At 40.1% G+C, this 7,775-nt stretch carries 8 protein-coding genes; 3 read left to right on the top strand and 5 right to left on the bottom strand.

Annotated elements, in window-relative coordinates:
• Positions 1 to 214: 214 nt before the first annotated feature.
• From AC1DUD_RS30850 to AC1DUD_RS30835, 4 genes are read right to left on the bottom strand one after another with little or no spacing between them, the layout of a single operon-like run.
• Positions 215 to 562: a type I restriction-modification system subunit M N-terminal domain-containing protein gene (locus tag AC1DUD_RS30850; protein WP_477381752.1), complete on the bottom strand. Its 348-nt coding sequence runs from the start codon at positions 560 to 562 to the stop codon at positions 215 to 217.
• A gap of 60 nt (positions 563 to 622) precedes the next feature.
• Positions 623 to 1,615 (bottom strand): hypothetical protein, encoded by a 993-nt coding sequence (locus tag AC1DUD_RS30845; protein ID WP_477381750.1) that lies wholly within the window; start codon positions 1,613 to 1,615, stop codon positions 623 to 625.
• A gap of 1 nt (position 1,616) precedes the next feature.
• Positions 1,617 to 2,810, bottom strand: coding sequence for an AAA family ATPase (locus AC1DUD_RS30840; protein WP_477381748.1), 1,194 nt, complete (start codon positions 2,808 to 2,810; stop codon positions 1,617 to 1,619).
• Positions 2,811 to 2,837: 27 nt separating this feature from the next.
• Positions 2,838 to 3,134, bottom strand: coding sequence for an AAA family ATPase (locus AC1DUD_RS30835; protein WP_477381746.1), 297 nt, complete (start codon positions 3,132 to 3,134; stop codon positions 2,838 to 2,840).
• Between the two features lie 214 nt (positions 3,135 to 3,348).
• Between AC1DUD_RS30835 and AC1DUD_RS30830 the strand changes: the two genes are divergently transcribed.
• Genes AC1DUD_RS30830 through AC1DUD_RS30820 form a run of 3 tightly spaced genes read left to right on the top strand, consistent with a single transcriptional unit; the run spans position 3,349 to position 7,219 of the window.
• Positions 3,349 to 3,543 (top strand): hypothetical protein, encoded by a 195-nt coding sequence (locus tag AC1DUD_RS30830; protein WP_477381744.1) that lies wholly within the window; start codon positions 3,349 to 3,351, stop codon positions 3,541 to 3,543.
• Between the two features lie 17 nt (positions 3,544 to 3,560).
• The gene (locus AC1DUD_RS30825; protein ID WP_477381742.1) at positions 3,561 to 5,840 is read left to right on the top strand and encodes an McrB family protein; all 2,280 of its coding nucleotides are present in this window, start codon (positions 3,561 to 3,563) and stop codon (positions 5,838 to 5,840) included.
• Positions 5,840 to 7,219: an McrC family protein gene (locus tag AC1DUD_RS30820; protein ID WP_477381740.1), complete on the top strand. Its 1,380-nt coding sequence runs from the start codon at positions 5,840 to 5,842 to the stop codon at positions 7,217 to 7,219. The genes AC1DUD_RS30825 and AC1DUD_RS30820 overlap by 1 nt, the downstream gene beginning before the upstream one ends.
• A gap of 446 nt (positions 7,220 to 7,665) precedes the next feature.
• Here AC1DUD_RS30820 and AC1DUD_RS30815 read toward each other — a convergent pair whose 3' ends face one another.
• On the bottom strand, positions 7,666 to 7,761 hold the full coding sequence (locus AC1DUD_RS30815; protein ID WP_477361193.1) for a hypothetical protein: 96 nt from the start codon (positions 7,759 to 7,761) through the stop codon (positions 7,666 to 7,668).
• Positions 7,762 to 7,775 lie beyond the last annotated feature (14 nt).

Raw genomic sequence — 7,775 nt, 5'->3', positions numbered from 1 at the left:
CGGTTTATTGGACATGTATTCGCTGGTTTTGTTTATCTAAAAAGCTAAACAAAAACCTTGTCCACAGAAACCTATCAATACATTACTTTAATCTCTTTTGAGGGGTCACTTTCGTCTGGCGAAGAGGGGTCACTTTGCTTTGGCGAACGTGGTCACTTTCAACTGGCAAAGGGGACCTTTTTGATCTGGCCGGATAGGGTCATTTTGGTGTGTTTTATCCAACTTCCCTGTTAAAACCATTGAGATAATTGTTGAAGTCGATCTCGATCGTTTTAGGGTTTTCTTTTAATGATTCCAGCGTATGCCTGGATGTATTATAAAATTGCAAGCCACCAGCTGCTTTACGCAATACCGGATCCAGCTTATCTTCGGTAACCTTATCTTTGAAATTTTCGTATGCGGTACGGACCTTTGTGTTTACCGAGTCCAGAATACAATCCAGCCGGCGGATCACCACAAAAGGTAGCAACACGTCTCCGATTTCGTTCTTTCTGAAAACATTCCACAGAACTTTATCCGTGATTTGAAAAATAAAACCAACATCTACTCTGTTCGTAGCCATCTCATCTAAGCGTGTTTTTTTGAGGTACAAAGTAAAGGAATAAGTCCACAGCAGACCTCATCATTTTAAATTTAAATAATTACAGGCTTTATCTCCCTCAATTCTATCGGGATTTTGTTTGATATGATCGATTTTAGCCTGTAATTCCGTTATTAGCAGTTTCGCCAGGTCATGGTTATCCCTTTTTGCTAAGCTGACGTAGGTAATTTCCCGTCCCTTTGAAATCGTCGCGCCAGCGGCGTTAAAATAATTGTAGGTGTCACCAGATTTAATTCTGGTATAATTTGTGAGGACCGTCCGGTCATGCTCAGCTACAGATTCTACATCCCGCTGATCGGTATAGCGTACCAGTGTAACTGTAGGGGCTATACCCGTCACCATGCTAACATGTTCTTGTATTAATCTTTTCAATTCAGAGAACTGGATGCTAATATGTGCGTTATTCACGTAAAGCACGATATTAACACACGTTCGTGCGTGCGTAGTCAGGATAGGAAGGTATTTTGTCAGGTTAGATTCAATCAGCGAAGCGTCGGTTAAGATAAAAGAATCTACAAAAATAATATCAGTAAGAGGCATCGCGTATTTACTAACATCGGTCCATCTGCGAAAATCCGGTCCGCCGATACGTAATTCTTTATGAAAATCATAGTCGCCACGCTGAAGGAAAATTTTATTAAAAAGAGTGATTTCTTCTCCCACGCCAGCAATCAGCAGCGCTCCTTGCCTTTTTACAAGTGCGATAGACTCATCGTTGATCAGGTACATCGCCGAAAGTTTAGCATGTGAAAATCCTATATGAAAATTTTCGGTCAGCGGCCTGGGCGGAAATATGAATTCATCCTGAAACTTGAATTCATTGTTAAGCCCAACACCTTCATTAAGCAAGCTCATCCAGGCCATCAGGTTTTCGTCAGACTTTACATCTTTCTTAGAGAAATTAAAAAAGACAGATAACTGTTTTTTAATAACCTTGATACAGTCTTCATAGAGCGGTTTCTTGTACTGTCCGATCAAAGACAGTACATTTTCTTTGTCAATATAAAGGTTCATATTATAACAGATCGAAGGTCAGGTTGGAAGACACGTCAAAAAATCCAGTACCAAATTTGTTTATAAAACGCCCGTCCTCGCGATAATTCATTTTCCACTGGACGGGCTCTTGGTCAAAATAAATAATATTGATTGGATTCTCATTTGGAAGCACTTCGTATTCATATTCTTTGACAATCAATTGTGTCTTTCGAATCAAATATTCGGAATGGGTCTCTATCATAAATTTGATCCCAAATTCCGTTGCTACCGCATGAAAAAGCGTTGCTAGCTTACTTTGCAACGCTGGATGCAAGTTCAGTTCTGGTTCTTCAATGATAACCAGAAATTCTTTCTTGAACTTCTGATGTTTGTAAATCACAGTTGCCAAACGAAGGATCAGCAGCATCGCCTGAATCGAACCCATCCCTTTATCGGCAAGCGGCACTTGAACATGATTGCCTTTAACCATCACTTCATATGCTTCACCGGCATGCATATTGATACTGATAGAAGCTCCAATATCAAAGCCATCCTCTTTGATCCATTTTTGAACAAACTTATAAGCATCACTACCTTGGTCGTTGTCGATGCCCAATTGTTTATATTCATGAATGCTCTGGGCCAGCATGTTTTCCTTATCACGGATAGCAAACAAAGCGGATTGTTTGTTTAAGGTTGCCCCAAGATAAGCTATAGAGAGATATTCAAAGCGGTCGGTAATGTCTGATATGGTTTGGTCAAACTTGAATTTATCGGCATTGAATGCACTAAACTGTGCGAAATCTTTTTTTGTCTTTTTGCCTTTTTGCGCATCGTTGTACTGCACTTTATAATCAGCCCAAATACTATCGACAGCATCTGTAAGGACGTTTTTTAAATCGCCCGGGGAGAAATGGGTAGTAAGCTCATAGTTACCGCTCATGATGCGACCTTCTCTGATTTGATCGCGCAGAGAGCGGATCTTTTGCTGTATTTTTTTCAGTTCGCTGTTAGCCTGGATGAAATCCGGACTTAATTTGTCGGTAATGGCTTTAGTCGTCTTTTTGAGCTGTGATTCACCACTTAGCAGTTCCGCCAATATCGGCGATACTGTTTCCCTCAAACCATCCAGTGCCGCGGCGGAACGCCCCAGGCTAAGGGTGGAATTTGTTGGTTGAAGATCAAAATACAAACCACTTTTAACATCTTCGATCATTAATTGCTGTACATCCACAAGTGTGCTTTCATCTTGTCCTGAAACCTAGAGAGCAATACGAATGTTATCAAGCTGAAGCTGAAAACTGATCACATCCAGATTTTTTATGTAACGACACTTGGCCCGTCCAAACGTAACAATATTTACATTTTCAATGTTGGTACGACTGAATGAAAACTGGCGGACATCATCCGAATGTAGGTAGTCGATGATCAGCATTAATGCTTTGACCATAGTTGACTTTCCCGAATTATTACGTCCGACCAAAAAATTAATCCCTTTAAAATCAATAGGCTTGAATTCAGCAAATCTTCTGAAATTTTTAAAACCGATACTGTTCATGATAAGTAAGTATAGCTTTCGCCTTGGTTTTTCTAAAACCGTAATGTCGATCTCAAATTAATAGTTGTAGGCGAAAGGAATGATCCGAAAAGCGAATATAGGCAAATATCAGGGATAATATTAACGCTTCAATTCTCCAGATCAAATAGCTATTCCTTACCTACTTTCTCAATTAACGCAAGCCAAGCAGTTTCACCGGATAAACAATCTGAGGTTGTCTGGTGCTGGCGGATACCCTGATGTAATTACAATTCCACTAAAGCATGCAAAAGGTTTGCCTGCAATTGCTAAAAGTTATGGCTATGTATGGTTAAATCGCAGTAACCAAAGAGAACCTTGCCATTGGAAAAATATTGATCAGCGAATGATATTAATTGATGATATTGCAGCCAAAAATATATTTTTATAGTAACCTTTTCACTTTTCATGAATCCCTTAGTTCTTAAATTCACACAAACCGAGCAATACGACCCAGCAACACAAACTATAGAATGGCGCGACCCGACGCCGTCACGATGGACCAGTGTTTATGGAAACGCCACAATTGGTACCCGCGTTTATATGATCGGCCAGGGCAAAGTTTACACTGGGTTGTTGGCTGCAGTAATCGATGGCGCCTCACTATCGCTGAAAGATATTGAAACATTTGATTTGTCTGCTGATGACTTTTTGTGCATCGATGCCATCAACCCTGAGGAAAATGCCCGTGTCAAAGCTTTTTTTCAACCCTATTTGGCGACCACTCCAATTTCATATGAAGATTTTAAAATGCAGGCGCAAAACCGCCGTTTTTTAAATTTCGTCATCGTCTATGAGCAAGCCTTCCTTTCGACAAATTATAACGAACACGACCGCATCGTGTTAATCAACGATGAAAAAGTCTTTGAAAAGTTCGGAACGATCAAAAATGGAGCACTGGAGGAACAGCCTGCCAACAACGGATTTTTTAACATAAAAGGCAAAACCATTTATGATGCGATACAAGTTTTTGAAAAAATCGCATCTAAATCAGATACCTCCAAATCCAATAATGCTGCTCAGCTCAAACGGATAGACCAATATTTGAAGACCAATTCAGATTACCGTTTTACTAGTTTTTCCAGTTATTTTAACGTCATACACAACAAAAAAGCATATTTATATTCTAATGTGTCCACTATCCGTTACTACGTCGGTGGCGCATTTTGGAACGATTCGACTCCTCAAGACCAAACAGAACGCTTTATAACATCCGGTATCTGGCAAAACGGCTACGACGATAAGTTTACCGAACTGGTCAACGACGCTTTTGCAGGTAGTATGATTGCCATCAAAACAACCAATAAGTTATATGATGAAACGATTATTAAAGCTATCGGTGAAGTGAAGAAAAACTACAACGACGGACGAACCCTGGACGTCGAATGGGAATCTAACTTTACTCCATTTAAACTGGATTATTCAGGCGGATTTTGGGACACCTTCAAACGCGTGACAAAACCAGAACAAATACAAGACATTTTTTTTCATCAGCCAGAGGTCAAACTTTCCCCCAAAAACAATATGAAACATCCACTCAACCAGATCCTTTACGGTCCGCCTGGGACGGGTAAAACCTATAACACCATCGACAAAGCTGTCCAAATCATCGCAGGTACGTCAGGAACACACGCTGACAACAAAAAAATATTTGACGACTACCGAAAACTCGGCCAAATAGAATTTGTGACCTTTCATCAAAACTATGGCTATGAAGATTTCATGGTTGGGTTGCGCCCGGATTATCAGTCCGAATCCTTGCGCTTCCGTCAATACAAGGGTATCTTTTACAAAATCGCACAACGCGCACGAGAAAATTATCAAGCCTCAAAAAACGGCAAAGCCCTCAATAAAGATTTTGATAGCGTATTGTCTGAATTCCTTCAACCACTGGAATCCGGCAAAGAGATCCAAGTAGATATGACATCCGGCATTTCCTTTTGGATAACAGATATCCGAAACGGTACGTTGCAATTCCGGAAATCGACCGGAGGTACGGACCATACGCTTAGCATCGACACAATTAGAGACCTGGTTGCAGGAATCAGAACTTATCCATCAGGCTTAAAACCATATTATACACCACTGGTCACCTTTTTGAGCCAAAAACAAAAAACAACTGGCAACGCTGTTGAGCAAGAGAATTACGTACTAATAATTGACGAGATCAACCGAGCCAATATTTCGAAAGTTTTTGGCGAACTAATTACCCTATTGGAAACCGATAAACGTTTGGATGAACCAAATGAACTAAACATCACTCTGCCCAATGGAGAAGAAAACTTCGCATTGCCGCCCAATCTCTATCTTATTGGTACCATGAACACCGCCGACAAATCTATTGCACTCGTTGACATTGCTTTACGCCGGAGATTTGAATTTATTGGAAAATATCCGAACTACGAGGTTCTTAAAAAAGAACGTGACCAAGACAGTGCCGAATTGCTGGAAAGGATTAATAGGGCTATCTATGCCAAAAAACATACGCCGGATTACCTAATCGGCCATGCCTATTTCCTAAATCAAGATAAACTAGAAGACATTCTCCTGAATAAGGTTCTCCCGTTATTGACCGAATACTTTAATAATCGGATTAGTGAAATTACAGAAGTCTTCCGCAATACTGGATGGAAAGTCGAATTTAATGAAACAACTTATTGCTGGTTCGTAATAAAAAGTGAAGCCTGATGCCAGTTATTTTTGAATTCGGAGAGTGGATCGACATTACTGGTAAAAGGAATTCGCTGGAAAACTACCTACATCAAGTTTGGCTACAAAATAAACCAATTGATGAGGAATTGGCGATCTTTGACGCGAACTTTAATGATGGTGGAAAACCAGAGGTGTCTCAAGGTTTTTTACTGTTTGACGGAGAGGAGACCCGTGCCAGAAACTACATTGGGTTTATACAAACCGATGATTTTTTCCTGGAGATTTACCCAAAAGTATTTCGAATGATTGAGCCGACCCCGGCCAATACTCGGCTTTTTATGAAACATATGTTTTTCTGGTTTGATTACTGCCGCAAGTGGAAGTTTCCGTTCACCCGCGTCAACCTGGAAAATAATGAATGTGATAGCTTACCCGAACTGATTATCAACTTAATGGCAGCACAAATACAGTCCACCGTTGAAACATACCCACTGATGCTATATATTGGTTTGGAAGAATCATTAACCGTACCACGTGGCCGCATCAATTTCGATAGGTACATCAATAATGGATTTGTAACCGCCAATCAGCATATTCTCGAATGCGACCATGAGCCTTTAGTTTTCGACAACCAATTGAATCGGATTATCAAATACGTCAGTAGACAACTACTAAAAAAGACAAAGTTTAATGATTCGCGACGAAAGCTAGAACAAATACTGTTCATCCTCGACGATGTTAGCGACGAAGGCTTTGTTAGTGGCGCTATGCTCGACCGTATTAAACTCAACAGCTTTTTCGAAGAATATCAAAGCGTAATTAATATCTGCCGTTTAGTCCTTAACGATGAAACATACAGCAATCATTATGAAGAACAGCACAATTGGAGCCTACTATTCCCTATGGAATATATCTTTGAAGATTTCATAGCAGGATTTATTGAAACCGAGCTGTCTGCGCATTGGATAGTAAATTACCAAAAATCGGATATGTACCTAACAGAAAAACCTAATCAGGCTTTTCAAATGCAACATGACATCTTTTTGACCTCCAAAAAAGACAAATCGATAAAAGTGATCCTGGATACAAAATATAAATTGCGCGCCACGATAGACGACGACAAAAAGCAAGGTGTAGCACAAAGCGATATGTACCAAATGGTGTCCTACGGCCTGCGCCGCGGCTGTACTAACGTTGTACTGCTCTACCCCAACTTCATGGAAACATGCCGTAACCCACATACCTATGTAGTCGCATCGGGATTCGATCAACAACATCAAATAAAAATTACCGCTGCGGAGATTCCATTTTGGTCGACAGCAGATTTTAGCGGTTTAAGAACCGCTTTAAGTAAGGCATTACAAACCATTTTGCCAACTCCTAATTATCCGCCTATTTCAATTATCAATTACTAGAATTGTAAAACGAAAATCACTCCTGGTTCCTTTGCAATCATACTCGACTGGTATAATAAAGTAATTGTGGCTAACTTGAAAGCGCGATGTGAAGTGAATCAATATACTGTGTAGTAGAAAAATGAGATGCAACGCGTGATTGGTTTTACTCTTCACTGTTTTGATCGCACCCTAAAACCTTAACAGCGGTAAAAGCTTTAACTTTCTCATCCTTTCCTTTTGCATTCGATCCAACCAGCCTGACACTTATAAAGTGCAGTAGGTTTATTTTCCTATAAGGGATAACTTAACGTTATCGGTGCTATCTGTGGATATACCAATGATATTGACCCCTCTTCGCCAATCTAAAGTGACCCCTCTGAGTTAGGGTTTGAAAGAGAGTAAAGTTGTTGTACAGATAGGCTCTTTGGAGCGGATGTTTTTGTCCGGTTTAACAACTATTATTTTTACAAAAATACATTTTCTGATTTAGAGTTTCTTCTCCTTAGTGATTCGCCATATAATTCGACCCTTAAAGAGTGGTGAACAATGCGGTCAAGGATCGCATCAGCGATGG

Source organism: Mucilaginibacter sp. P4_A11, from assembly GCF_056402535.1.
Note: the sequence above shows the minus strand (reverse complement) of the source record. Positions and strands in the feature narration are given on the sequence as shown.